Genomic DNA, 24,796 nt, shown 5'->3' with positions numbered 1-24,796 from the left:
TGACCACTCAGGCGCTACGCCCGCTCTATAAAGCCGCCATGGTACGCGAGCTCGAGCGGCGCACCATGGCTGCGGGTATCGAGAGCTTTGCCTTGATGCAGCGCGCGGCTTCCAGTGCCTGGCACAGCTTCCGTTCGCGCTGGCCCCAGGCCAAAAGCGTGACCGTGATTTGTGGTAGCGGCAATAACGGCGGCGATGGGCACGTGCTGGCCGCCTTGGCCATGCAGTCCGGGCTCAAGGTACAGCGTATTTCGACCCGCGCGCTCGAGTCGCTTGAAAACGACGTTGGCCGGGCCGCCGAGCTTGCCAGCGCCGCGGGGGTCGGCTGCGAGCACTACCGCGCCGGGCTTCGATTCGAAGGCGAAGTGATCGTCGATGCGCTGCTGGGTACCGGGCTTTCGCGGGAGGTAGAAGGCGAGGCGCTCTCGGTGATCAACGATATCAATCGCGCCGAGCAGCCGGTGCTGGCGCTGGACGTGCCGTCCGGGATCGCCGCCGATACCGGCGCCGCCCAGGGGGCAGCGGTGCAGGCGCACTGCACGGTCACCTTCATTGGCGATAAAATCGGCCTGCACACCGGCGACGCCCCGGGCTATACCGGCGAGATCGACTTTCGCCCGCTGGGCGTCAAGGCCCAGGCGTTTTTCGATATCGTCCCCGCCGCCTGGCGGTTGGAAGAGAGCTGGCTGACACCGGCCTTCGCACCCAGGCCCCGCGCCGGGCACAAGGGCCGCTTTGGCCACGTACTGGTAATGGGCGGCGCCCCGGGCTTTGGCGGCGCCGCGCTTTTGAGCTCGCAAACCGCCGCGCGGCTGGGGGCGGGCAAGGTGAGCCTGGCCACCGCCGCCGAACACGTTAGCGCAAGTCTGACGCGCTGCCCGGAAGTAATGGCGCGCGGCGTTTCCGGTGGCGCTGCAGCTTGCGAACTTGCCGAAGCGGCGGATGTCATCGTGGTCGGGCCCGGCATGGGTGAGGGTGCCTGGGGTCAGGCCATGCTGCAAAGCGCGCTGCACACCGACAAGCCCCTGGTGGTCGACGCCGATGCGCTCAACCTGCTCGCCAAGCGCTGGCCGACGCTTGCCCGGGATAACTGGGTGCTCACGCCCCACCCGGGCGAGGCGGCCAGGCTTTTGAGCTGCTCGGTGGCCGATGTTCAGTCCGACCGCCCGGAAGCCGCCCGGGCGCTGCAGCGCGCCCGGGGCGGCATCGTCGTGCTCAAGGGCGCGGGGAGTTTGGTGGTCGGGCCCGGCGGCATGGTGGTATGCCCCTTTGGTAACCCGGGCATGGCCAGCGGCGGCATGGGCGATGTGCTCAGCGGCATGCTCGGCACGCTGGCCGCGCAGTTCGATGATCTCGAGCTTGCTACGCGTTTGGGGGTGATGGTGCACGCGCTCGCCGGTGACGCCGGTGCAAAAGAGCACGGTGAGCGTGGCTTGCTGGCCAGTGATCTGGCATCCTATGCACGCATTTTGATCAACCCGTGAAGGCATTCCATGCAAGTGCAGTTGAGTGATGAAGCCGCCCAGGTTGCGTTTGGTGAAGCGCTAGGGCGCGCCCTCGAAGGGCGCGGACGGGTCTATCTCGAGGGCGAGCTGGGCGCGGGCAAAACCACGCTCACCCGCGGTATTTTGCGCGCCTACGGCCATGAAGGGGCGGTGAAAAGCCCCACCTACACGCTGGTCGAGCCCTACGAGTTCGATAACCAGCGTGTCTATCATCTGGACCTTTACCGCCTTGGTGATCCGGAAGAGCTCGAGTTCATGGGCGGGCGCGATATTTTGAGCGACGAGGCGCTTTGCCTCATCGAGTGGCCCAGCCGGGGAGCCGGCTGGCTGCCCGCCGCCGATATCCGAGTCGAACTAAGCGTTGTCCGCCAGGGAAGAGCAGCAACGCTAACGCCGCAAAGCGAGTGGGGCCAGCAGGTGCTGGCGGCTTTGCAGGCTGTAACGTGATAAACCCTAGGGGAGTAGTGTGATTCAATGGATATGAGGGGCACATTTAAACGCCTGCTCGGCGCGGCCGCGCTGAGCGTTTTGGCGCTTTCGGCCTCCGCCCAGGCGGCGGTGGTCGAAAGCATGCGCCTGTGGGCGGCGCCGGATCACGCCCGGCTGGTGTTCGATCTTTCCGGTGCAGCGACGGCGGACGTTTTTTCGCTGAGTAACCCGGACCGCCTGGTCATCGACCTGAACGACACCGAACTCGATACCGATGCCTCGACCCTGCCGCTTAGTGACAGCGCCATCGACGCCGTACGCACCGGCAGCCTCGAAGGCGGTGGGCTAAGAGTGGTGCTCGAACTCAATCGTGCGATTACCCCGCGTCACTTCTCGCTTGCACCCAACGACCAGTACGGTCACCGCCTGGTAGTGGATTTGGAGTACCCCGGCGAAAGTGCGGTCGAAAACCCCATCGACCCGATCGAGGCGATGATTCGCGAGCAGGAGATCCAGGCCCAGCGCGTGACCGCCCAGGCCCAAGCGGCCGCGCCGGAGGAGGCGCCGGTGGCCGAGCGTGCCCCCGCCGCTGTTCAGCCTGCCCAGCCACACCCCCAGCGCGATATCATTATCGCGGTGGACCCCGGCCACGGCGGTGAAGACCCCGGGGCGATCGGCCCTTCCGGAACGCGAGAGAAGGATATCGTGCTGGATATCGCCCGGCGGCTGGCCTCGGACATCAACGCCACGCGGGGCTTCAAGGCGGTGCTGACCCGGGACGGCGACTACTACCTGGGACTTCGCCAGCGCACCCAGCTCGCCCGGGAACAGAAGGCCGACTTCTTCGTCTCCATCCACGCCGACGCCTTCTCCAGCCCGCGGCCTCAGGGCAGTTCGGTATTTGCGCTCTCCCAGCGCGGCGCCACGTCGGAAACCGCCCAGTGGCTCGCCGATAGCGAAAACCGCTCGGACCTGATCGGTGGCGTGGATGGTTCGCTGTCGCTGCGGGATAAGGATCAAGTGCTGCGCGGCGTGCTTCTGGATTTGACCATGACCGCTACGCTCAACGACTCGCTGTCTATCGGTGGTGAGGTACTCGACCGACTCGGCGGCATCAACCGGCTGCATAAGTCCCAAGTGGAGCAGGCTGGGTTCATGGTGCTCAAGTCACCGGACATTCCGTCGCTGCTCATCGAGACCGGCTTCGTCTCCAACCCAGACGAAGAGCGCCGCCTGCGCGACCCGACCCATCAGCAGGCGCTGGCCCAGGCGATCTTCAGCGGGCTACGTTCGCACTTCGAGCGCAACCCGCCTCCGGCAAGCCTCTTGGCTTGGCAGCGCGACAACCGCCGGGCGCCGTCGGGCAACGAGTACCGTATCCAGTCCGGCGACACGCTGTCCACGATCGCCGTTCGCCACGGCGTGCCGGTCAATCAGTTGAAACAGGCCAACGAGCTGAACGGCGACGTTATCCGTGTCGGCCAGGTGCTGCGCATTCCAAGCTCTTAAGCTCGGGCGGGCGGCGTAATTAACGAGAGGTAGTGAGTGTCTGATGTGAGCGAAACGACACGTATCCATGTGCTCGACCCCCGGCTGGCCAACCAGATTGCCGCCGGCGAGGTGGTCGAGCGGCCTTCGTCGGTCACCAAGGAGCTAATGGAGAACGCCATCGATGCGGGCAGCCGGCGTATCGAGGTCGAGGTCGAGCAGGGAGGCACCCGGCTAGTGCGGGTGCGTGACGACGGCGTAGGGATCAGCGAAGAGGATTTACCCCTGGCGTTGGCCCGCCACGCCACCAGCAAGATCGAAAGTCTCGAGGACCTGGAAGGCGTAAGCTCGCTGGGCTTTCGCGGCGAGGCGCTCGCCTCGATCAGCTCGGTGTCGCGGTTGGAGCTCGTTTCCAACGCAAGCGAAGACCCGACCCATGGGTTTCGCGTGGTCGCCGAAGGCCGGGGCATGGAGGCCCGCGTTGCACCCGCGCCGCACCCCAGGGGCACCAGCGTGGCGGTGCGCGATCTGTTCTTCAATACCCCGGCCCGGCGCAAGTTTCTGCGCACCGAGAAGACCGAGTTCGCCCATATCGAAGAGGCGTTTCGCCGCCAGGCGCTGTCGCGCTACGACGTGACCTGGGTGCTGCGCCACAATCAAAAGACCGTTCACCAATTGCCCGCCGGGGACGCCGCCGCGGCTCGGGAGCGGCGTATCGCCTCGCTTCTGGGCAAGAATTTCATCGAGCACGCCCGCTATATCGAACGCGAAGCCGGCGGTTTGCGGCTCAGCGGCTGGGTAGGCTTGCCGACCCACTCGCGCTCCCAGGCGGACCAGCAGTACTTTTTCGTCAACGGGCGCGTGGTGCGCGACCGGCTGGTCGCCCACGCGGTTCGCCAGGCCTATCGCGATGTGCTCTACAACGGCCGCCATCCGGTGTTCGTGCTTTATCTCGAGCTCGACCCGGACGTGGTCGACGTCAACGTTCACCCAACCAAGTATGAAGTGCGCTTTCGCGACGGGCGCATGGTCCACGATTTTCTCTACTCGAGCCTGCACCACTGCCTGGCGACCTCCAGGCCTACCGAAGAAGCCGAAGCGCCGGCGGGTGACGAGGCGGCGCCTTCCGAGGCGCCGGCCGCCAACGGTGAACGCCAGGGCGTAGCTGAGACAAACGACCCATCGTCGGCACCGCGCTGGCAGCAGCAGGGCATGGCGCTGGGGGAAGGGCCGGCGCGCCATCCGGGCGCCGAGCGGGTGCGCCGCTTCATGCAGGGTTACCAGGCGCTTCACCCGGACCATGAAGAGAGCCTTTTGACCCCGCAAACCGCCTCCGGCCCGGCCGGGCCGAGCCATGAAGTGCGCGAAGCGCCGGTCGCCATGCCCGAAGCAGACCCGACCAGTGCGCCGCCGCTCGGTTTTGCGCTGGGCCAGCTGCACGGTATTTATATTCTGGCGCAAAACGCCCAGGGGCTGGTGCTGGTCGATATGCACGCCGCCCACGAGCGTATCGTCTACGAGCGAATGAAAAATCAGCTGGCCGTGCAGGGCGTGGATACTCAGCCGCTTTTGGTGCCGGTGTCGCTGGCAGCCAGCCGCCAGGAGGTCGCCACTGCGGAAAGCGAGCAGGAAGCGATTGCCGCGCTGGGCCTGGAGCTCGACGTGGCAGGTCCGGAGACGCTTTTGGTGCGCCGGCTGCCGGCGCTTTTAGCCGGCGCCGACCCGGAAGGCCTGATTCGCGAAGTGCTCGAAGAGCTTGCCAATTTTGGCCAGAGCTATCAGGTCGAGGCGCGACTTCACGCGCTTTTATCGACCATGGCCTGCCATGGCAGCGTGCGCGCCAACCGTAAGCTGACCCTGGACGAAATGAACGCGCTCTTGCGCGACATGGAGCGTACCGAGCGAAGCGATCAGTGCAATCACGGCCGGCCTACCTGGACACAGATGAGCATGAAGGCCCTCGATAAGCTTTTCCTGCGCGGTCAATAGCCGCCCCCTTACGATGGAGCTTTGCGGCCATGGCCGACACACGCCCTTTGGCGATTTTTTTGATGGGCCCGACGGCGGCTGGTAAAACCGATACGGCGATCGCGCTGCACGAGCGCCTGGGCTGCGAGCTGATCAGTGTCGACTCCGCCATGGTGTACCGCGGCATGGACATCGGCAGCGCCAAGCCTTCCCCGCAGGAGCTTGCCCGAGCGCCACACCGCTTGATCGATATCCGGGATCCGGCGGACCCTTATTCGGCGGGCGATTTCCGCGAAGACGCGCTCCTACAGATGCGGCAAATCAGCGCGGCGGGCAAGGTGCCGCTGCTGGTCGGTGGCACCATGCTCTATTACAAGCGCCTGCTCGAAGGCGTGGCGGATCTACCCGCCGCGGATGAAACGGTGCGCCAGGAGCTTGCCGAAAAGCGCGAGCAGGTAGGTCTTGCCGGTTTGCACGCCATGCTTGGCGAAGTCGACCCGGTGTCCGCGGCGCGTATTCATCCCAACGATCCTCAACGGCTTTTACGCGCTTTGGAGGTGTACCGGGTCAGCGGGCGGCCGATGAGTGAGCTTTGGGCAGAGCAGCGCCCGGAAAACTTTCCTTACCGCACGCTGTCGATAGGACTTGCCCCCGCCGAGCGGCACGTACTGCACGAGCGAATCGCCCAGCGTTTCAAAACAATGTTGGCCGAGGGCTTGATAGATGAGGTCGCCGCCCTCAGAAAGCGGGGTGACTTGCACAAGGATCTCCCGTCAATGAAGAGCGTTGGCTATCGGCAAGTGTGGGAGTATCTGGATGGCGAGCTGGATGAAGCAGCACTTTGCGAGCGCGGTATCATTGCGACTCGCCAGCTCGCCAAACGCCAGCTAACGTGGTTACGGAGCTGGCCGTCGCTGAACTGGATCGATTCGACCACGCCAGCCCTCGACGATAAGGTGCTGAAATTCGTGCGCCAAAGCAGTGCTTAGCGTAAGATAGTGTTTTAGTAAGCATGTTTTTCGAGTGGCCCAGACGTTTTATAACACCAGGCCTTTCGGGCAATAAGATTGCGGTAGCGCCAAGAGCGCGCCATTAAAAAACCACCCCTCAGACAGTTTAGGGAGAAGCAGCATGTCCAAAGGGCAGTCCCTTCAAGATCCGTACTTGAACATTTTGCGCAAGGAGCGCATTCCGGTTTCTATTTTCCTGGTCAACGGCATCAAGCTCCAGGGGCAAATCGAGTCTTTCGATCAGTTTGTCATCCTGCTGCGTAATACCGTTAGCCAAATGGTCTATAAACACGCTATCTCCACCGTGGTGCCCTCGCGCAACGTGCGCCTGCCGGCCCAAGACCCGGCCGCCCCAGAAGCGGACCTCTAACATCGGTGGTTAGCCTGGAAAGCAAGAGGTATTGATTGTTTTTTGAACGCCCAGATGCCGGTGAAACGGCCGTCCTTGTTCACGTAGATTTCTTCGATGAGCAGGCACGTGAAGACCCGGGTGAGTTCCTGGAGCTCGTGCGCTCTGCGGGTGCAGAGCCTGCGACATTGCTCACGGCCAGCCGAAAGCGTCCTGACCCGCGAACCTTTATCGGCTCAGGCAAGTTGGAAGAGCTAAGAGCAATGCTCGCCGCGCACCAGGCCGAACTCGTGATCTTCAACCATGGTCTTGGCCCTTCCCAGGAGCGTAATCTCGAGAAAGAGCTCAAGTGCCGCGTACTCGACCGTACCGGTCTCATTCTCGATATCTTCGCTCAGCGGGCCAGAACCCATGAGGGTAAGCTGCAGGTAGAGCTTGCCCAGCTCGAATACATGTCCACGCGCCTTGTACGCGGGTGGACCCACCTTGAACGTCAAAAAGGCGGTATCGGTCTTCGCGGGCCGGGTGAAACTCAGCTGGAAACCGACCGCCGCTTGCTGCGCGGGCGCATCAAGGCGATTCATAAGCGCCTGGATAAAGTGCGTAGCCAACGGGACCAGAACCGTCGGGCCCGCTCCCGTGCCGAGATCCACAGTGTCTCGCTGGTCGGCTATACCAACGCCGGTAAATCAACGCTCTTCAACGTGTTGACCGATGCTAAGGTGTACGCCGCCGATCAGCTTTTCGCAACGCTCGACCCCACGCTTCGCCGCATCGAGGTAAACGATGTCGGGCCGATCGTGATGGCCGACACCGTGGGCTTCATTCGCCACCTGCCGCACAAACTCGTCGAGGCTTTTAGGGCAACGCTTCAGGAAGCCGCCGAGGCATCGCTTCTGATCCACGTAATCGATGCCGCCGACCCGGACCGCGAGCTCAATGTCGAGCAGGTGGACCGAGTGCTCAAGGAGATCGGCGCCGACGATGTCCCGGTGCTCAAGGTGATGAATAAAATCGACCGGCTCGACAGCGCCCCGCGCATCGAGCGTGACGGCCAGGGCCGCCCAGAGGTGGTCTGGCTCTCCGCTCAGCAGGGCCAAGGGCTTGATTTGCTGCACGAAGCACTCTCCGAGCGTCTTGCCAACGACGTTATCGGCTTCTCGCTGACCCTTGCCCCGGAGCAAGGCAAGTTGAGAGCCGGGCTTCACGAGTTGAATGCCGTGCAAGAAGAAGCGTTTGATGAAAACGGCCACTCGGTGTTAGATGTTCGTTTGCCCCGGCGGGATTTCAATCAGTTGATGGCGCAGCTTGGTGAGCGCGCCAACACCTACTTACCGGAGTCGCTACAAGAGGGCGGCGAGTGGTAGTGTATTGAAACCAACGCCACGCAAAATGGCACAAGGATTACACAGCAATAATATTATAAGCACGGCGGCCTCGCTCTTACGCGGGGCCGCGTGCAGGTTAACCCCTTAGTGGAGACGAAGTATGGCCTGGAATGAGCCTGGTGGTGGCAACCAGCATGACCCCTGGAGCAGTGGTGGCCGGCGCGGCAACAATAGCGGCGGCGATCGCGGCAACGGTGATCGTGGTAACAACGGGGGCGGGGGAAACAACGGGGGCAATAACGGTGGCAACAATCAGGGCCCACCGGATCTCGACGAAGCACTCAAGAAGTTTCAAAACAAGCTTAACAACATGTTGGGCGGAAGCGGCAAAAAGAGCGGCGGCAACGGCGGTGGAAGCGGCAGCGGTAAGCCGCGTAACTCCTTTGCGCTGCCCGGCTTGCTGATCGTTTTGGCCTTGGCGATTTGGGCGGCCATGGGGTTTTACCTGGTGGACCAGTCCGAGCGCGGCGTCGTACTGCGCTTTGGCGAGTATCAGGGCATCGTCGACCCGGGCCTTCAATGGAATCCGCCGCTGATCGACGACGTGCGCATGGTCAACGTGACCCGCGTTCGTTCGGTCTCGCAGACCCAGTCGATGCTGACCCGAGATGAAAACATCGTCGAGGTCGAGATATCGGCACAGTACCAGGTCGCCAACCCGCGAGATTTCGTACTCAACGTGCGTAACCCGTCACTTTCGATCGAAAACGCATTGGATTCGTCGCTGCGCCACGTGGTCGGCGGTACCGACATGATCGATATTCTGACCTCGGGCCGTGAGATTCTCGGCAGCTCCGTGGCTAGCCGCCTGCAGACCTACCTCGACGCCTACGGCGCCGGTATTCGCCTGCAGACCATCAACATCGAATCCACCACTGCGCCGGCGCCAGTCATCGACGCGTTTGACGACGTGATTCGTGCCCGCGAGGATCGTCAGCGTACGATCAACGAAGGTATGGCCTACGCCAACGCGATCATTCCGGCAGCCCAAGGTCAGGCTCAACGTATCGTCGAACAGGGCCAGGGGTATCGCGAGTCCGTCGTGGCCGAAGCCCAGGGTCAGGCCAACCGCTTCAGTGCGCTGGTCGGCGAGTACCAAAACTCTCCCGAGATTATGCGTGAGCGTATGTATCTGGATGCAATCGAAGAGGTCTTCGGCAATACGCCCAAGGTCTTGCTGGATGTCAGCGAAAACGCGCCTTTGATGTATCTGCCGCTGGATCAGCTGCGCGGTGGAAGCGGTGCCAATCGCTCCACCGGTGGCTCGAGTAGTAACGACGAGCAGCTCGACCCCTCCGTGGTCGAAACGCTGCGCAATACGCAAGGTGACAACACGTCATCGTCGTCGAACAATGGCGCTATTCGCAGGGAGGGCCGCTAAATGATTAACAACCGATCCCTGCTGATCGTTGGCGGCTTGGCCGCCATCGCCTGGCTTGCCAGCAACACCCTTTACGTGGTTGACGAAACCGAGCGCGCGGTCAAGCTGCGCTTTGGTGAAGTGGTTGAGGAAAACATTCAGCCAGGCCTGCACGCGAAAATGCCGATCGCCCAGACGATTCGCAAGTTCGATACCCGCCTTTTGACGCTGGATACCGATACCAGCCGCTACCTGACCCTCGAGCAGAAAGCGGTGATCGTCGACTCCTACGTCAAGTGGCAGGTGGTCAACCCGACGCGCTACTACGAGGCGACCGCTGGCGACGAGTTGATGGCGATACGCCTGATTCAGCCGCGGGTAGACGAAAGCCTGCGTAACGAGTTCGGTCGTTTGAACCTGCAGGAAATCATCGCCGAGCGGCGTGACGACCTGATGATCGGCCCGACCGAAGAGCTCGATAGCCTCATGCGGGACGAACTTGGCGTGGCGGTGCGCGATATTCGTATCAAGCGCATCGACCTGCCCGATGACGTCTCGGCAGCGGTCTTCCAGCGGATGCGCTCCGAGCGTGAACGCGAAGCCCGCGAGTGGCGCGCCCAGGGGCAGGAAGAGGCCGAGCGGATTCGTGCCAACGCCGACCGCCGCCGTCAGGTACTGCTGGCCCAGGCCAACGAGCGCTCGGAAACGCTGCGCGGTGAAGGCGACGCGGAAGCCGCGGCGATCTTCTCTAACGCCTATGGCCAGGATCAGGAGTTCTTCTCCTTCTGGCGTAGCCTGAACGCCTACCGCACAAGCTTTGCCGATGACGGCAACATGCTGGTGTTGGAGCCGGACAGCGATTTCTTCCGCTATATGCGCAGCCCCAACCCGGACTCCGGTAGCGGCGGCGAGGAAGACGACGGCGAATAAACACCGGATTTCGAGCTTCGCCGTTTGCTAAAGCGGCGGGGTTTCGCCGGCGGTTAAACGTGGTAGACTTAATTGAACCGGGCGTTCGCCCGGTTTTTTTGTGGCCCTCATTTGGCACGGGTGCGTTGTGGGCGAAGGTTGTCAACAACGGCTTCATCGCGGCCTGGGCCTTCATCGTCTTGCAGGATTGTTCACATGACCATCGCTGACCGCTGGCTGCTGCCCGACGGCATGGATGAGGTGCTCCCGCCTCAGGCAAGCCGTATGGAAGAGCTGCGCCGTGCGCTGCTGGATCTCTATTACGTTTGGGGGTACGACCAAGTCATGCCGCCCCCCGTCGAGTTTCTGGACTCGCTTTTAACCGGTACCGGTACCGAGCTCGATCTGCAAACCTTCAAGCTGACCGATCAGCTAACGGGCCGCATGATGGGGGCCTCCGCCGACGTTACCCCTCAGGTGGCGCGCATGGACGCCCACTCGCTCAAACGCCAGGGGCCGGTTCGCCTTTGTTACTGCACCAACGTTTTGCGCGCCAAGGCCGACCAGCACCAGGGCGGGCGAAGCCCGGTTCAGGTCGGCGTCGAGCTCTTCGGCCACGCTGGCCTCGAGGCCGACAGCGAAATCATCCGCCTTGCTCTGGCAAGCCTTAGCGCCGCCGGTGCCCAGGAGCTTCACCTGGCGCTCGGCCATATCGGGATCTTTCGTAGCCTGGTCGAAGCGGCCGAGCTCAGCGCCGACCAGGAAGCGGCGGTGTTCGACGCCCTTGCGCTCAAATCGCCCGGCGAGCTCCAGGCCCGGGTGAGCGAGTGCGTCAGCGACCCGGTGCTTGGCGATATGCTATTGGCACTTGGCGAGCTGCACGGCGGCGCGGACATTTTGCGCCAGGCGCGCGAGCGCTTTGCCGGCGCCCCCGCCTCGGTGATCGCCGCGCTGGACCAGTTAGAGGCGCTGAACAAGACGGTGCTGGCGCAGTTCGATGTCTCGCTCTATTTCGATTTGGCGGAGCTTCGCGGCTATCAGTACCATACCGGTGTCATGTTTGCCGCCTACGTGCCCGGCTACGGCCACGCCCTGGCCAAGGGCGGGCGCTACGACGATACCGGCCGCGCTTTTGGCCGGGCGCGCCCGGCCACCGGCTTCTCCATGGATTTAAAGCAGTTGGCCTCGCTTGCTGCGGCGGCCCCCGCCGCGGGCGCTATTTGGGCGCCGGCCCAGGAAAGCGCCACCCTGGATGCGGCCATCGACACGCTACGCCAAAAAGGCGAGCGCGTGATTCAAGCGCTGCCCGGCCAGCGTACTGAACCGGCGGAGCACGATTGTGATCGCCGCCTCGAGTTTATCGACGGCCGTTGGCAGACGACGGCCCTGACACAAGAGACGAGTGCATAATGGGTAAGAATGTCGTAGTCCTGGGCACCCAGTGGGGTGATGAAGGCAAGGGTAAGATCGTTGACTTGCTCACCGAGTCGGCGGCGGCGGTCGTGCGCTTTCAAGGCGGCCATAACGCGGGCCACACCCTGGTGATCGACGGCGAAAAAACCGTTCTCCACCTGATTCCCTCCGGCGTTTTGCGCCCGGGCAAGACCTGCATCATCGGTAACGGCGTGGTGCTTTCTCCGGAAGCGCTGATCAAGGAGATCCGCGAGCTCGAAGACAAGGGCGTGCCCGTGCGCGAGCGTCTGCGCCTTTCGCCGGCTTGCCCGCTGATTCTGCCCTACCACGTGCGTCTGGACCAGGCGCGGGAAAAGGCCCGCGGTGTCGCCAAGATCGGCACCACCGGCCGCGGCATCGGTCCGGCTTACGAGGACAAGGTCGCGCGCCGCGGCCTGCGCCTAGGCGATATGCTCCATCGCGAGCGTTTCGCCTCCAAACTGGGCGAAGTGCTCGACTATCATAACTTCGTGCTGGTCAACTACCACGGCGAGCCCGCGGTAGATTTCCAGGAAGTGCTGGATAGCGCCATGCAGATGGCGGAAGAGCTGCGGCCCATGGTCAGCGATACCGTAAGCCAGGTGCACGACCTGCGTAAGGCCAACGAGAACATTCTGTTCGAAGGTGCTCAAGGCTCGCTTCTGGATATCGACCACGGCACCTACCCCTACGTGACCAGCTCCAACACCACCGCCGGCGGCACGGCCACCGGTTCCGGCGTTGGCCCGCTGTACCTGGACTATGTGCTGGGTATCACCAAGGCCTACACCACTCGCGTGGGCTCCGGGCCGTTTCCCACCGAGCTTTTCGATGATCACGGCCGCCACCTGGCGGAGAAAGGTCACGAGTTCGGTGCGACCACCGGCCGGGCGCGCCGCTGTGGCTGGTTCGACGCCGTCGCGCTGCGTCACGCGGTGCAAATCAACTCGGTGACCGGCATCTGCCTGACCAAGCTCGACGTGCTCGACGGGCTCGAGAACATTCGCGTCTGCGTGGGCTATCGTAGCAAGGATGGCGAAATGCTCGATAACCCGGTCGACTCGGAAGGCTACGAAGCCGTCGAGCCGGTCTACTTCGATCTGCCGGGCTGGAAAGAGTCGACCCTGGGCGCCAAGAGGGTCGAGGATCTTCCCACCAACGCCCGAGCTTACATCAGCTATCTGGAAGAGCAGGTCGGCACCAGCATCGATATCATCTCGACCGGCCCGGACCGCAACGAGACCATCGTACTTCGTAACCCCTTCGACGAATAAGCCGTTGGGCAATACCAGGCGCTTGGCGCTTAAAACGCCGCCGGGTTACCGGCGGCGTTTTACGTTCAAAAATCGATGCCGCGGCGGGCTTTCAGGCCGTTATTGAAGGCGTGGCGCGTCTCCTGCATTTCAGTGACGGTATCGGCCATCTCGACCAGATCGCGGTGGGCATTGCGCCCGGTAATGATCACCGTCTGCTCCTGTGGGCGATTCTCGAGCGCCGTTTTCACCCGATCGATCTCCAGATAGCCGAATTTCAGCATGTAGGTGATCTCGTCGAGCACGACCAGATACGTCTCGGGGTCGGCGAGCATGCGCTCGGCGTCTTCCCACACGGCCAGACACGCCTGGGTGTCGCTTTCGCGGTTTTGGGTGTCCCAGGTGAAGCCAGTGGCCATGATGGCGACCTCGAGATTGGTGTCATCTTCGAGCCGGTTGCGCTCGCCGCACTCCCAAAGTCCCTTGATGAATTGCACCACGCCCACCTTGTAGCCGTAGCCCAGCGCGCGGGTCACCGTGCCCCAGGCCGCGGTCGTCTTGCCTTTACCGTTGCCGGTGTTGATTAGAATCAAGCCCCGCTCCTCGTCGGCGTTGGCTACTTTCTCATCCACGCGGCTTTTGAGTTTCTCCATCGACGCCTTGTGGCGCGTCTCGCGATCGCTCATGCTCGTTTCCTTCTTGGGGGGTGGCGTTTAGGGTAATGGAACACGGTAGGGTTGTGTATCGGGGTTGTGTATCGGGGTTGTATGTCGCAACCCGGGCTTGGCTGCTCTAGAATGGCAGGCTATGTCTCGTTAAGGAAAGCGTCATGCCCTCATTTGATATCGTCTCCGAATTCGACCGCCACGAAGCGACCAACGCGGTGGATCAAGCCAATCGGGAAATCACCTCGCGCTTTGACTTCAAAGGCGTCGATGCAAGCTTCACCCTCGAAGGCGAGACCGTCGCCCTCGAGGCGGACGTGGATTTCCAGCTCAATCAAATGCTCGACGTGCTGCGCGCCCGCTTGATCGCCCGCGGCATCGACGCGCGCTGCATGGAGATCAAGGACCCGGTGCTTTCCGGCGTTAAAGCGCGCCAGGACGTCGCGCTGAAGCAGGGCCTCGACGCTGTCCAAACCAAGGATATCGTCAAGCGCATCAAGGCAAGCAAGCTGAAGGTGCAGGCGCAGATCCAGGGGGAGAAAGTGCGCGTGACCGGTAAAAAGCGCGACGATTTGCAGGGCGTCATGGCGCTTTTGCGAAGCGAAGAGGGGCCGGATCTGCCTCTGCAGTTCGATAACTTTCGCGACTGATAGATAGCGTTTCGTCGGGGCGCTTTGCGGTGCCCCGACAAGCGCGCCTCATCTATACTGAGTGTTGATAAACCCGATATTTGATAAGCAAGTGTTTGATAAAAAGGAGCCCCGCACAATGTCCGACCCGCAGCCGGTTTATTTAAGCGACTACCAGCCGCCCGATTACAACGTTACCCATACTGAGCTAACGTTTGATCTTGACCCCGCTGCCACCCGTGTCAAAGCCCGCCTTTTTATCGAGCGCAACGAAAACGTCTCAAGCGATGCGCCGCTGGTGCTCGACGGCGAACACCTAAAGCTCATCGCGCTTTCCATCGACGCCAACGCCCTGGCCGAGAGCGACTACGTGCTGACTGATAAGACGCTTTCGATCGCGAACGTGCCGGCGCGTTTTTGTCTGGAAAGCGAGGTCGAAATTGCCCCGCAGAGCAATACCGCCCTGGAAGGGCTTTACCAGTCCAGCGGAATGTACTGCACCCAGTGCGAGGCCGAGGGCTTTCGCCGTATTACCTTCTACCCGGACCGCCCGGACGTCATGGCCACCTTCAAGGTCACCGTCATTGGCGATAAAACCAGCGAGCCGGTGCTGCTCGCCAACGGCAACCCGGTCGACAAGGGCGATATCGACGGGCGCCACTTCGCTACCTGGGAAGACCCGCACCCCAAACCCTGCTACCTGTTCGCGCTGGTGGCGGGGGACCTGCAAAAGGTGACGGATCACTTTACGACCCTAAGTGGGCGTGAGGTAACCCTCGAAATCTGGGTGGAACAGGCGAATCTGGACAAGACCGACCACGCCATGGCCTCGCTCAAGCGGTCGATGGCCTGGGACGAAGCCACCTACGGGCGCGAGTACGATCTGGATCTTTTCATGATCGTGGCGGTGAGCGATTTCAACATGGGCGCCATGGAGAACAAGGGGCTCAATATCTTCAACTCTGCCGCGGTGCTGACCCACCCGGATACCGCGACGGACGGCACCTTCCAAAACGTCGAGGGTATCGTCGCCCATGAGTACTTCCATAACTGGTCGGGTAACCGCGTCACCTGTCGCGACTGGTTTCAGCTCTCGCTGAAAGAGGGCTTCACCGTCTTTCGCGACCAGTGCTTCTCGGCGGACACCAACTCGGCGCCGGTCAAGCGTATCCAGGACGTGTCGTTTTTCCGTACCGCGCAGTTTGCCGAGGACGCCGGGCCCACCGCGCACCCGGTTCGCCCGGATCATTACATCGAGATCACCAACTTCTACACCCTGACCATTTACGAGAAGGGCGCGGAAGTCGTGCGTATGCTTTATAACCTGATCGGCGAGGAGGCCTTTCGCCAGGGGGCGGACCTGTACTTCGAGCGCTTCGACGGCCAGGCGGTCACCATCGAGGACTTCGTTGGCTGCATGGCCGAGGTGTCCGGGGCGAATCTCGACCAGTTCATGCGCTGGTACGGCCAGGCGGGTACCCCGGAGATCGATGCGTTTGGCGAGTACGACTACGTTCACGGCGAGTACCGTCTGACCCTTCGCCAACGTACCCCGGCAACGCCGGGCCAAACCGACAAGCAGCCGCTGCACATTCCGGTGTTGATGGGGCTGGTGGGCACCAAGTCCGGCCAGGATTTGACCCTGACCCTCGACGGCGAGTCGCTCGGCAAGGAAGGCGTCGTCCACCTGACCGAGAACGAGCAGACGTTTGTGTTCAGCAACGTGGCCGAGGCCCCGGTACCGTCGCTTTTGCGCAACTTCTCGGCCCCGGTCACGCTTCACTACCCGTACTCCCGCGAGGATCTCGCTTTCTTGTTGACCCATGACAGCGATGGCTTCAACCGCTGGGATGCGGGCCAGCGCCTGTCGATGCTGGCGTTGGACGATTTGATCGCCGCGCACCGCAACGGGGTCGAAAAGGTCATGGACAGCCGAGTCATCGAGGCCTTTAGAGCGCTGGTGGCCGGTGAAATGGACGACAAGGCGGTGCTCGCCGAGATGCTGACGCTGCCGACCGAGGCCTACATCGCCGAACAGCAGCGCATCGTCGATGTCGATGCCATTCATTCGGCCCGCGAGTTCATGCGCCAGTCGCTGGCGGTGGCGCTGCGCGATGAGTTCATCGCCACTTATGAAGCGAACGTGCTCGATGAGCCCTACGCGCCAAGCCCTGATCAGATCGCCACGCGCAGCCTCAAAAACGTCGCGCTTGCGTACTTGATGTCGATCGAAGACGAGAAGGGCATTGCGCTTTGCCAGGCGCAGTTCGAGGCGGGTCTCAACATGACCGACGTGCGCCAGGCGCTGACGCTTCTGGTACACAGCGACCGCGACGATTTGGCGGCGCCGGCGCTCAAGGCCTTTGGTGAAAAGTGGGCCCATGACGCGCTGGTCATGGATCAATGGTTCACGGTGCAGGTCACGCGCCCGCAGCCCGATGTGCTCGAGCGGGTGCGGTATTTGATGGACCATCCGGCGTTTTCGATGAAAAATCCCAACAAGGTGCGCGCGCTGATCGGTGCGTTTACCCAAAACCGGGTCAACTTCCACCGTCTGGATGGCCAGGGCTATAGGCTTCTGGCCGATGCGGTGATCGAGCTCAACCGCTTGAACCCGGAAATCGCCTCACGACTGGTCACGCCGCTGACGCGCTGGCAACGTTTCGACGAAACCCGCCAAGCGCTGATGCGTGATGAGCTAACAAGAATCAGCAAAGAGCCGCTCTCTTCCAACGTTTTCGAGGTCGTCGAAAAAGCGTTGGCGTGAGGGTGTGGAGCAACCATGCAAAGGAAAACGCCGGTGACAGATTCGGATAAGCGTTACTTACTGATTATTAACGGTAAATCTGCTGGAGATCCGGTGTTGCGCGAGGCGGTTATGGCCGAGCGCGAAGCAGGGAAGCAGATCGAAGTCCGCGCCACTTGGGAAGCGGGGGATGCTGCCACATTCGCCTTTGAAGCTGCCGGCAACGGTATTACCCACGTGATTGCCTGTGGCGGCGACGGCACGGTCAACGAAGTGGTCAACGGGCTGATGCGCGCAGCCCACGACCAGCGTCCGGCGTTGGGTATCGTGCCCATGGGTAGTGCCAACGATTTCGCGGTCTCCGTGGGGCTTCCGTTGGAGCCCCAGCCCGCATTGGAGGCGGCGCTTGGCTACAGCGCTTACCCGATCGACGTGGTGCGCATGAGTGCCGAGACCGAAGGCGAGGAGTCGATCAGCTACTACGTCAACATGACCACCGGTGGTTTCGGTGCCGAGATCACTTCGACCACACCCAAGATGCTCAAACGCATGCTGGGGGGCGGCGCATACTCGCTGATGGGTGCCTTGAAGGCGTGGCGGCATCAAAGCTATAAAGGGACGCTGCATTGGCAGGAGCAAAAGCGCAGCGAAGCGCTATTGCTGCTGGCGCTGGGTAATGGGCGCCAGTCCGGCGGCGGCCAAGTGCTCGCCCCCCGGGCCAAGCTCGACGATGGCCGTCTCGACGTACTGCTGGTCAAAGACTTCTCCTCGGTGTGGGAGCTGCCCACCTTGATTGGCGAGCTGCAGAACTTTCCCGCGGAGGGCCGTTTCGTGCGCTACTTTACCGCGACCCGGTTCATGGTGACCACCCGGGGGGAGGACGAGCCCTGGCCTTTGACCCTGGACGGGGAGGCGCGCCGACACGAGCGCTTTACCGCCGAGGTCGTGCCGCTTGCGCTGAGTGTACTGCTACCGGAAGGTTGTACGCTGTTGTCCGCCAACGACCCGCACTGATTTATACTGCCGTCATCAATGAATAACGCCATGGTCAACGTAGTGCCATGGCGAATGGCCACCAAAGGAGAGTAACCCGATGGGAAATCGTTTATGGATACCGCTATTGGCAAGTCTGGCGCTTTTATTGAGCGCCTGCGGCGAGTCTCAGGAAGAGCCCACTGTCGAGCCGGATGACTCCGCAAGCTCGGTGTCCGAGGATGAGGCGGTACAAAACGAAGAGGCCCCCCAAGCGGCGGAAAATGCCGCCAATATGCCGGACCCGGAAGAGATGGAGGATGAGGTCGAGTCGCGCCAGGCCGCTGAAGAACTCGAGCGGGCCGAGGCCCTGGACGCCCAGGGCGAAGAGTCGACAGCCACGGTGGGTGAAGAGGTCCAGGCTGGCGAAGAGACACTGGCCGCCGACCCGGATGAAGCCCTCGATGAAGAGAGCGCCATGCCCGGCGAGACGACGCGCTCCGACGTCGACGATGTCATTGCCGAAACCGAGCGCCGTTTTGAAGAGGCCCAGCGCCAGCTCGAGCAACAGTTCCAGGAAGTGGAGAACCAAACCCCTGAGCTCGAACCCATGGAGAGCGAAAGCTTCTCCGAGGAGTGGGAAGTCGAGAGCAGCATCCCGGAGCGGGAGCGTCTCGAAGACGACCTGGAAGCGACGGATGTCGATGCCCTGATCGAAGATACCGAGCGGCGTTTCGAAGAGGCGCAGCAGCGCTTGAACGAGCAGTTCGAAGAGATCGAGCGCGAGCGTAGCGCAACGGCCACTGAAAGTAATTTTACTCGGCGCGACGAGCAGGGTGCTAGCGGTGAAGAGGCCGGTGTGCGGCAAACCGACGGCGAGCAGCCGACGGACAGCGACAGCGGCGAGGCGTCAGAAAACGCGTCCACCACCGATTCAAACCGCGACGACGCGAGCGGCGACGATGAACGCGCCCCTGGCGATGTCGAGGCCGGCGATGAGCAAGAAGGTAGCGAGCAGATCGAAGACGAGCGCGATCTGGATAGCCTCAACGCGGCACAGTAACGTTTGGACAATAAAAAGGCCCGCAAAAGCGGGCCTTTTGTTTCGCGCGGTGCTCGGTGCTACGAGCAGTACCTTGTTTAAAACAATACGTTGTTTAAAACAGTATTCTATTTAAAACGGTACTTAGGAGGCGCGAATGTTGGAAGCCTGAAGGCCTTTTTTACCTTGCGTGACTTCGAAAGTGACTTTCTGTCCATCCTGCAAGGACTTGAAGCCTTCAGCCTGAATTTCAGAGAAATGCGCAAAAAGGTCATCGCCGCCGTCATCCGGTGAGATGAAGCCATAACCTTTGGTGTCGTTGAACCACTTGACGGTACCAGTTGCCATCTTTCGTTTCCTTAACGTTCTTAAGTAATACGTGGGTGCCGCCTTGCGGGCCCACAAAATTCACTGTAGAAGTAAAAAAAGTGATCGTCCAGTGGCGGTTTCAGGTTTCTTTTCAATGCGACGAGCGCTGCCCCATGAGCCAACTCACTCTGTTTGATGCCCAGTTCATTCCCTTCGTGGTGGCGATTACGCTGCTGACCGTAAGCCCGGGCGTGGACACCCTGCTGGTCATTCGCAACACCGCCCGGGGCGGGGTGCGCGATGGCGTCGTCACCAGTATCGCGATCTGCTGCGGGCTGTTCGTGCATGCGACGGTCTCGGCGCTGGGCATCTCCTTGATCCTTCTGCAGTCCGCCTTCGCCTTCACGCTTTTAAAGTTTGCCGGTGCGGGGTACCTGGTCTGGCTCGGCATCAGCAGTCTGCTGGCCGCCAAACGCGGTGCGGCGCTGCCGGTGGGTGGGTTCGACCAGGCCCGCTCGCCGGTCGGCCTTTATCAGCCGGCCAAGGAAGGGCTTTTATCCAACGTATTGAACCCCAAAACGGTAGTGTTTTATATGGCGTTTCTGCCGCAGTTCATCGCACCCACGGACCCGGCGCTTTTGAAGTCGCTGTGGCTTGCCGGGGTGCACTTTGCGATTGCCAACGTATGGCAGATAGGCGTGGTTTTGATGGTGGGGGGCGCGAGCCGGTTTTTGGCAAGCGCGCGTTTTGCGCGGGTGTTGAACGCCACCACCGGGGCAGTGCTGGTGGTGTTTGGCGTGCGTCTGGCCCTCGAGCAGCGCCCGGTCTGACCGGGCGCTACCATGTTTAACTAAGCGCCAACGTTTAACGAAGCGCCAGCAGCGCGCGGTCGTAGCGTACCTGCTGTTCGTTGTCGGTCAGCAGCGTCACGCCTTGGCTGTCACCGCCCTGGTCCAGGCTTTCGAAAATCACCCGGTAGCTAAGCACCGCTTGCACGTAGTCACGGGTTTCGCGAAACGGAATGCTCTCCACGAATAGATCGAAGGACTCCACGCCGCTGCCGTTACCTAGCCACTGATCGACCCGGCCGGGGCCCGCGTTGTAGGCCGCGGTGGCCGCCAGCCGGTTGCCCTGGTAACGGTTGAGCTTGTCGCGAAGATATGTGCTGCCCAGGCGGATGTTGGTTTCCGGGTCCAGCACGCCATACGGGCCGGGGTCGCTCAGACCGAGCTGGCGACTAACCAGAGCGGCGGTGCCCGGCATTAGCTGCATCAGGCCCCGCGCACCGGCGGGCGAAAGTGCGACCGGGTTATAGGCGCTTTCGCGGCGGGTAATCGCCATCAACAGATACGGGTCGACCCCGGTTTGATTGCCCCAGCGCATGAAACTTTCCCGGAAGGCGGGCGGAAAGCGCCAGTCCAGCGCGTCCCACATTTCGGCGGCAATGGTGGTTTGTACCAACAGCGCGTGCCACTGACGCTGGGCGGCATAATCGGCCAGGGCGCGGGCCTGTTCGGGTGGGGCGTTACGCGCCGCGTGCAGCCACTCGCTGTTGGCCAGGCCGTCTTCACCAATGCGCATCAGCGCCTCGGTGCGCTGCACCACCGGAAGGCTCGCGGTACGCTCGCGGGAGATATCGTCGAAATGGCTACGCTCGTTGTTCAACCGGTAGGGCACGCCTAGTTTCTCCGCGGCGGCGAAGCCGTAGAAACTGCGATCCAGTGCCGCCTCACGATAGCGCGCCTCGGCGGCGTCGTGATTGCCGAGTTGCTCGTTGGCGCGGGCCAGCCAGTACTGCCAGCGGCTGTTTTCCTGCTGGCTCGGCGGCATCTGGGCGACCCAGTGCATCACGTCCTGCCACTGGCGTTCCTCCAAACCCCGGCGTACGCGTAGCTCCAGCACCCGCTCGCTTTCAAGTCCCGGTAGTACGCTATCCACCCAGGTGAGCGAACCCGGCACGCTGCGCACCAGCGCGTAAAAGGCGAGCTCCTCTTCGATGACGCGGCGCTCATCCTGGGTGAGCGAAAGCCTGGGGGCAAGGCCTTGCCAGGCGTTCAGCGCTGCCGCAGTGTTGTCTCGGGTATAGCGCTGCATCGCCGCTTGATAAAAGGGCGCGCTCGCCGCGCACTCGGGCCCCAGGCAGGCGGAGGCTTGGGTGATCATCTGCGGGTTGCGGTCGACCGAGTCGACGGTGTCCATGGCGGTCTGCCATTGGCCGCTCAAAAGCCCATCCAGGTAGCTATCGAGGCCGGTTTCGCCGGCCTGCCAGGCAAGCATCTTGCGCTGCCATACGGCGCGGTCGTCGATGGTGTTATCGGCGCGCAGCCGGTTAAACAGGTTATCGCAGGCGTTGGGCTGGGAGCTTCCGGTCAGCCATAGATCCAGCCCCGCGGCGCGTGCCTCGCTCGGTGCGCGCTCCATCAGGGCGCTATAGTAATAGCACTGGCGGGCGGCGCCGGTGGGTTCGCCGTCGGCGACGCTCAATAGATCCGCGTAGCGTCCGGCGTAGCCGTAGTTGGCAATCGCCTGGCCACGCATCCACTCCGAAAGCGGCGAATCGGCGTTGCGCTGAATGAACGCCTGCACCTCATGGGCGGGTACGTTGGGTAGCCTACCGCGTAGGCGGTGATACTCGACGTAACCGCTCAAGACATGACCGGCAAGGGCGCGTTCGTCGATGCGCTGCCACTGCTGGTCGCGGGCAGCTTCCAGCGCCTCGCGCATTTGGGTGTCCGTGGCCGCCGTGGCGCTCGTGGCTAGGCCGATGAGCGCCGCGGCGCATAGCGCTTTGAGGCGAAAACGAGATCGCGTAACCGGCATGGCTTCCTCTCTTTAACGTATGACGCTGACTGCTAGGGGGTTGACCGTCTATAGTGGACTATAACGGCAAACGGTGCTCATTCAATCCCTTTGCCCGATGCATTGAACGAGAATCTCAACCAGGGTGGGTCCTAATGGCGCGATGGATGAAATGGTGGTGGCTGTCACGTTTGAAAGGCCGCGTATGGGCGTTCAAACGGATCCTGCGCGCGTTGAAGCTCTTTTTTCCGATGACCCGGGATGTGCTCAGCGGGCGGTTTCGCCCGGTGCCCTGGTCGGCCTTTGGCATGATGGCGCTGGCCCTTGGCTATCTGATCATGCCCTTCGATCTGATCCCCGATTTTATCTTCATTCTCGGCCTCGTCGATGATGCGCTTATCATCGGTTGGCTGCTGGACCGTATCGACCGGCGCCTGGCCGGCTACCGGGTTTGGAAGTACGGTGAGCTCGAAACACCGGATTCGCCGTCTTCAGCTTCTTGAAATTACTCGCACTAGCCCCATATTGACCTTCACACGACGCTTCGCGCGAACTAACGCGCATTGGTAATGCAGTGATAGGCAATTGAGGGCTACGCATGAGTACGGCAACCCACGAAGAAACACTTGGTTTTCAAACGGAAGTCAAACAGCTTCTTAACCTGATGATCAACTCCCTGTATTCGAACCGGGAGATTTTTCTCCGCGAGCTGATTTCCAACGCCGCGGATGCCTGTGACAAGCTGCGCTACGCCGCACTCGACAACGACGCGCTGTATGAAAACGACAGCGACCTGCGTATCGAGATCGAGCACGACGCCGCGGCCAACACCGTGACGCTACGCGACAACGGTATTGGCATGAATCGCGAAGACGTGATTTCGAACCTGGGCACCATCGCCCGCTCCGGCACCTCCGAGTTTTTGCAGCAGCTCTCCGGCGAGCAGCAAAAAGACGCCAAACTGATCGGTCAGTTCGGTGTCGGCTTTTACTCTGGCTTTATCGTGGCCGACGAAGTCGTCGTGCGCACCCGTAAGGCGGGCGCGGACGCCGGTGAAGGCGTCGAGTGGCGCTCGAAAGGCGAGGGCGAGTTCAGCGTCGCCGATATCGAGCTCGATAAGCACGGCACCGAAATCACCCTGCATCTGAAAGACGATGCCAAGGAGTACGCCGACGATCATCGCTTGCAGGGCCTGGTGCGCAAATACTCGGATCACATCGAAGTGCCGGTGCGCATGCCGAAGACCGAGACCGCCAAGGATGACGAAGGCAACGAGATCGAAGGCAGCGAAGTCACGACTTGGGAAACCATCAACGAAGCCACCGCACTTTGGGTTCGCCCGAAAAGCGAGGTGAGTGACGACGAGTACAAGGCGTTCTACAAGCACGTCGCCCACGACTTCAGCGACCCCTTGACCTGGAGCCACAACAAGGTCGAAGGCAAGCTCGAGTACACCAGCCTTCTATACGTGCCCGGCCGCGCGCCCTTCGACATGTTCGAGCGCGACGGCGCCCGCGGCGTGAAGCTTTACGTTCAGCGCGTGTTCATCATGGACGACGCCGAGCAGTTCTTGCCGCTTTACTTGCGCTTCATCAAGGGCGTGCTGGATACCCGCGACTTGTCGCTCAACGTGTCGCGGGAAATTCTTCAGCAGGACCCCAAGGTCGAGAAGATCAAAGGGGCGCTGACCAAGCGTGCGCTGGACATGCTCAAAAAGCTCGCCAAGGACGACGAACAGTATCAGACGTTCTGGAACACCTTCGGCAGCGTGTTGAAAGAAGGCCCGGGCGAGGACGCCGCCAACCGCGAAAAGATTGCCGAACTGCTGCGCTTCGCCTCGACCCACACCGATACCGCCGCTCAGGAAAACGCGCTGGCCGGCTACATCGAGCGGATGAAAGAGGGCCAGAAGAAGATCTACTACGTGGTAGCGGATAGCTTCAATGCGGCGAAAAACAGCCCGCACTTGGAGATCTTCCGCAAGAAAGGCATCGAAGTGCTGCTGCTTTCTGATCGTATCGACGAGTGGCTGATGAGCCATCTGACCGAGTTCAACGGCTACTCCTTCGCCGACGTGGCCAAGGGGGAGCTTGACCTGGGCGAGGTCGAAGACGAAGAGGAAAAGAAAGCTCAGGAAGAGACGGCCAAGTCCAAGGAAGAGCTGGTCCAGCGCGTGAAAGAGGCGCTGAGCGAAGGCGTGCAGGAGGTGAAGATCACGCACCGTCTGACCGATTCGCCGGCCTGCGTGGTGCTGCCCGAGCACGAAATGGGCTACCAGATGCGCCGCATCATGGAAGCCGCGGGCCAGCCGATGCCCGAGGTCAAACCGATTCTTGAGCTCAACCCGGATCACGCCCTGGTGGCGCGCCTTGAAGGCGCCGACGGCGAACAGTTCAGCCAACTGGCGCACATCCTGCTGGATCAGGCGATCATCGCCGAAGGCGGCCATCTCGATGACCCGGCGGCCTACGTCAAACGTTTGAACAGCGTACTGACCGCGTAAATCAGACGCGTAGACCTTCGGCCCGCCTTTTTGGCGGGCCG

21 protein-coding genes are annotated in these 24,796 nt (G+C 61.9%); 18 read left to right on the top strand and 3 right to left on the bottom strand.

The genetic code is table 11. From position 1 onward, the window contains the following. Positions 1–38 precede the first annotated feature (38 nt). The 11 genes from ACWHRL_RS10410 (at position 39) to ACWHRL_RS10360 (ending at position 13,111) form a co-directional block, all read left to right on the top strand. Complete coding sequence (locus tag ACWHRL_RS10410; protein ID WP_447896164.1) at positions 39–1,484, top strand: NAD(P)H-hydrate dehydratase; 1,446 nt, start codon at positions 39–41, stop codon at positions 1,482–1,484. A 9-nt stretch (positions 1,485–1,493) separates the two neighbouring features. Continuing rightward, entirely contained in the window at positions 1,494–1,952 is a 459-nt protein-coding gene (gene tsaE, locus ACWHRL_RS10405; RefSeq protein ID WP_447893579.1) for a tRNA (adenosine(37)-N6)-threonylcarbamoyltransferase complex ATPase subunit type 1 TsaE, read from the top strand. 27 nt (positions 1,953–1,979) lie between these two features. Next, entirely contained in the window at positions 1,980–3,443 is a 1,464-nt protein-coding gene (locus tag ACWHRL_RS10400) for an N-acetylmuramoyl-L-alanine amidase (RefSeq protein WP_447893578.1), read from the top strand. A 45-nt stretch (positions 3,444–3,488) separates the two neighbouring features. Beyond that, entirely contained in the window at positions 3,489–5,411 is a 1,923-nt protein-coding gene (mutL, locus tag ACWHRL_RS10395; RefSeq protein ID WP_447893577.1) for a DNA mismatch repair endonuclease MutL, read from the top strand. A gap of 29 nt (positions 5,412–5,440) precedes the next feature. Further along, positions 5,441–6,379, top strand: coding sequence for a tRNA (adenosine(37)-N6)-dimethylallyltransferase MiaA (gene miaA / locus ACWHRL_RS10390; RefSeq protein WP_447893576.1), 939 nt, complete (start codon positions 5,441–5,443; stop codon positions 6,377–6,379). 142 nt (positions 6,380–6,521) lie between these two features. After that, on the top strand, positions 6,522–6,770 hold the full coding sequence (gene hfq, locus ACWHRL_RS10385) for an RNA chaperone Hfq (protein ID WP_263584347.1): 249 nt from the start codon (positions 6,522–6,524) through the stop codon (positions 6,768–6,770). Positions 6,771–6,805: 35 nt separating this feature from the next. Continuing rightward, complete coding sequence (gene hflX, locus ACWHRL_RS10380) at positions 6,806–8,116, top strand: ribosome rescue GTPase HflX (RefSeq protein ID WP_447893575.1); 1,311 nt, start codon at positions 6,806–6,808, stop codon at positions 8,114–8,116. Between the two features lie 121 nt (positions 8,117–8,237). After that, positions 8,238–9,518: an FtsH protease activity modulator HflK gene (gene hflK / locus ACWHRL_RS10375; protein ID WP_447529082.1), complete on the top strand. Its 1,281-nt coding sequence runs from the start codon at positions 8,238–8,240 to the stop codon at positions 9,516–9,518. Continuing rightward, on the top strand, positions 9,519–10,427 hold the full coding sequence (gene hflC, locus ACWHRL_RS10370; RefSeq protein WP_447893574.1) for a protease modulator HflC: 909 nt from the start codon (positions 9,519–9,521) through the stop codon (positions 10,425–10,427). A 195-nt stretch (positions 10,428–10,622) separates the two neighbouring features. Next, on the top strand, positions 10,623–11,816 hold the full coding sequence (locus ACWHRL_RS10365; protein ID WP_447893573.1) for an ATP phosphoribosyltransferase regulatory subunit: 1,194 nt from the start codon (positions 10,623–10,625) through the stop codon (positions 11,814–11,816). Beyond that, positions 11,816–13,111, top strand: coding sequence for an adenylosuccinate synthase (locus ACWHRL_RS10360; RefSeq protein WP_447893572.1), 1,296 nt, complete (start codon positions 11,816–11,818; stop codon positions 13,109–13,111). The genes ACWHRL_RS10365 and ACWHRL_RS10360 overlap by 1 nt, the downstream gene beginning before the upstream one ends. Before the next feature lie 65 nt (positions 13,112–13,176). Here ACWHRL_RS10360 and cobO read toward each other — a convergent pair whose 3' ends face one another. Further along, positions 13,177–13,776, bottom strand: coding sequence for a cob(I)yrinic acid a,c-diamide adenosyltransferase (cobO, locus tag ACWHRL_RS10355; protein ID WP_447893571.1), 600 nt, complete (start codon positions 13,774–13,776; stop codon positions 13,177–13,179). A 143-nt stretch (positions 13,777–13,919) separates the two neighbouring features. Between cobO and ACWHRL_RS10350 the strand changes: the two genes are divergently transcribed. The 4 genes from ACWHRL_RS10350 to ACWHRL_RS10335 all read left to right on the top strand — a co-directional run bounded on the left by ACWHRL_RS10350 (position 13,920) and on the right by ACWHRL_RS10335 (position 19,165). Next, the gene (locus tag ACWHRL_RS10350; protein ID WP_447893570.1) at positions 13,920–14,405 is read left to right on the top strand and encodes a YajQ family cyclic di-GMP-binding protein; all 486 of its coding nucleotides are present in this window, start codon (positions 13,920–13,922) and stop codon (positions 14,403–14,405) included. Positions 14,406–14,523: 118 nt separating this feature from the next. Then, a complete protein-coding gene (pepN, locus tag ACWHRL_RS10345) occupies positions 14,524–17,151 on the top strand; it encodes an aminopeptidase N (RefSeq protein ID WP_447893569.1) in 2,628 nt (875 codons plus the stop codon). Between the two features lie 33 nt (positions 17,152–17,184). Continuing rightward, entirely contained in the window at positions 17,185–18,144 is a 960-nt protein-coding gene (gene yegS, locus ACWHRL_RS10340) for a lipid kinase YegS (protein WP_447893568.1), read from the top strand. Between the two features lie 79 nt (positions 18,145–18,223). Next, positions 18,224–19,165 carry a hypothetical protein gene (locus tag ACWHRL_RS10335; protein WP_447893567.1) on the top strand — a complete coding sequence of 314 codons (942 nt, stop codon included), beginning with the start codon at positions 18,224–18,226 and terminating at the stop codon, positions 19,163–19,165. A 123-nt stretch (positions 19,166–19,288) separates the two neighbouring features. Here ACWHRL_RS10335 and ACWHRL_RS10330 read toward each other — a convergent pair whose 3' ends face one another. Further along, on the bottom strand, positions 19,289–19,492 hold the full coding sequence (locus tag ACWHRL_RS10330) for a cold-shock protein (RefSeq protein ID WP_447529073.1): 204 nt from the start codon (positions 19,490–19,492) through the stop codon (positions 19,289–19,291). Positions 19,493–19,626: 134 nt separating this feature from the next. Here ACWHRL_RS10330 and ACWHRL_RS10325 point away from each other — a divergent pair, with 134 nt between their 5' ends. Then, positions 19,627–20,283 (top strand): LysE family translocator, encoded by a 657-nt coding sequence (locus ACWHRL_RS10325; RefSeq protein ID WP_447893566.1) that lies wholly within the window; start codon positions 19,627–19,629, stop codon positions 20,281–20,283. Between the two features lie 34 nt (positions 20,284–20,317). Here the strand turns inward: ACWHRL_RS10325 and ACWHRL_RS10320 are convergent, their stop codons facing one another. Beyond that, positions 20,318–22,273, bottom strand: a complete 1,956-nt coding sequence (locus ACWHRL_RS10320) for a transglycosylase SLT domain-containing protein (protein WP_447893565.1) — start codon at positions 22,271–22,273, stop codon at positions 20,318–20,320. Positions 22,274–22,419: 146 nt separating this feature from the next. Here ACWHRL_RS10320 and ACWHRL_RS10315 point away from each other — a divergent pair, with 146 nt between their 5' ends. Both ACWHRL_RS10315 and htpG read left to right on the top strand, forming a co-directional pair. Further along, a complete protein-coding gene (locus tag ACWHRL_RS10315; protein WP_447893564.1) occupies positions 22,420–22,755 on the top strand; it encodes a YkvA family protein in 336 nt (111 codons plus the stop codon). A gap of 95 nt (positions 22,756–22,850) precedes the next feature. Next, the gene (htpG, locus tag ACWHRL_RS10310; protein WP_447893563.1) at positions 22,851–24,755 is read left to right on the top strand and encodes a molecular chaperone HtpG; all 1,905 of its coding nucleotides are present in this window, start codon (positions 22,851–22,853) and stop codon (positions 24,753–24,755) included. Positions 24,756–24,796 lie beyond the last annotated feature (41 nt).

Source organism: Vreelandella sp. GE22 (assembly GCF_968212445.1).
Note: the sequence above shows the minus strand (reverse complement) of the source record. Positions and strands in the feature narration are given on the sequence as shown.